Raw genomic sequence first — 1,503 nt, forward strand, 5'->3', positions numbered from 1 at the left:
GAAGGGCGCCGGGTCGGCGGCGCCCCCGCGGTGGGGGCGGGTGCCGATCCGGGTGCGGAGGGCCACCACGATCACGGCCGCGGCGATCACGCCGGCGGTCACCAGCGCGATGGTCAGGCCGTCGTAGCCGGCGTTCGAGAACGCCCGGATGCTCGCCACGGCCATCACCCATCCCAGGGAGACGGGGATGAGCACCTTCCAGCCGAAGCCCATGAACTGGTCGTAGCGCAGCCTCGGCAGGGTGGCGCGCAGCCAGATGAACAGGAACATGAAGCCCCACACCTTGATCACGAACCACAGCAGCGCCCACCACCCGGAGTCCGCGCCGTCGATCAGGGAGAACGGCAGCGGTGCCTGCCAGCCGCCGAGGAACAGGGTGGCCGCCAGGGCCGAGACCGTCGTCATGTTGACGTACTCGGCCAGCATGAACATGGCGAACCGCAGCGACGAGTACTCGGTGTGGAACCCCCCGACCAGCTCGCCCTCGGCCTCGGGGAGGTCGAAGGGCGCGCGGTTGGTCTCGCCGACCATGGAGATCACGTAGACGAGGAACGAGGGCGCCAGGAGGAACACGAACCAGACCTCGGACTGAGCGGCGACGATCCCCGAGGTCGACATGGTTCCGGCGAACAGGAACACGCCGACGAAGGACAGTGCCATCGCGATCTCGTAACTGATCACCTGCGCCGTGGACCGCAGCCCACCGAGCAGGGGATAGGTGGAGCCGGAGGACCAACCGGCCAGTACGATGCCGTACACGCCGATCGAGGTGACGGCCAGGATGTAGAGCACGCCCACGTTCAGGTCGGTGAGTTGCAGCGGCGTCCGGTGTCCGAAGATCGAGACCTCGGGTCCGAAGGGGATCACAGCGAACGCCATGAACGCCGGGATCACCGCGATGACCGGGGCCAACAGGAAGACGGGCTTGTCGACCCCCGCGGGGATCAGTCCCTCCTTGAGGGCGATCTTGACGCCGTCCGCGAGGCTCTGCAACATGCCCAGCGGGCCGACCCGGTTGGGTCCCACGCGCATCTGCATCCAGGCGATGACCTTGCGCTCGAGGTAGATCGCGGCGAGCACCGTCACCACGAGGAACACGAAGACCGCGAGAACCTTGAGCAGCACCAGCCACCACGGGTCGATGCCGAAGGCGGACAGGTCCGCATATCCCTGCGAGGTCACGAGGCCCCCTCCCCGGCGCCGATCCGGACGACGTCCCCCGCGGCCGCGGCGAGCGTGGCGTTGACGGTCGACCCGGGTGAGTTCTGCGGCAGCCACACCACGCGATCGGGCATCGCGGTGACCACGCAGGGCAGGGTGATCGATCCGCTCTCCGTGGAGACGGTCAACGGATCGCCGTCCGCGACGCCGGCCTCGAGGGCGGTGGCCGCGGAGAGCCTGGCCACGGGGGTCCGGGCCGTCCCGGCCAGGTGCGGTTCACCGTCCTGCATCCGCCCCGAGTCCAGCAGCAGCCGCCAGGTGGCCAGGACGGCCTGCCCGGCG

The 1,503-nt window shown here is 69.3% G+C and carries 2 protein-coding genes; both read right to left on the minus strand.

Annotated elements, in window-relative coordinates:
- A partial coding sequence (gene nuoH, locus G6017_RS09120; RefSeq protein ID WP_182617050.1) for an NADH-quinone oxidoreductase subunit NuoH occupies positions 1–1,182 on the minus strand: 1,182 nt, incomplete at its 3' end.
- Positions 1,179–1,503: molybdopterin dinucleotide binding domain-containing protein (locus G6017_RS09125; protein WP_277817922.1), on the minus strand; the 325-nt coding region annotated here is incomplete at its 5' end. The genes G6017_RS09125 and nuoH, both read right to left, overlap by 4 nt.

Source organism: Dietzia sp. B44 (assembly GCF_014145245.1).
Taxonomy (GTDB): domain Bacteria; phylum Actinomycetota; class Actinomycetes; order Mycobacteriales; family Mycobacteriaceae; genus Dietzia; species Dietzia natronolimnaea.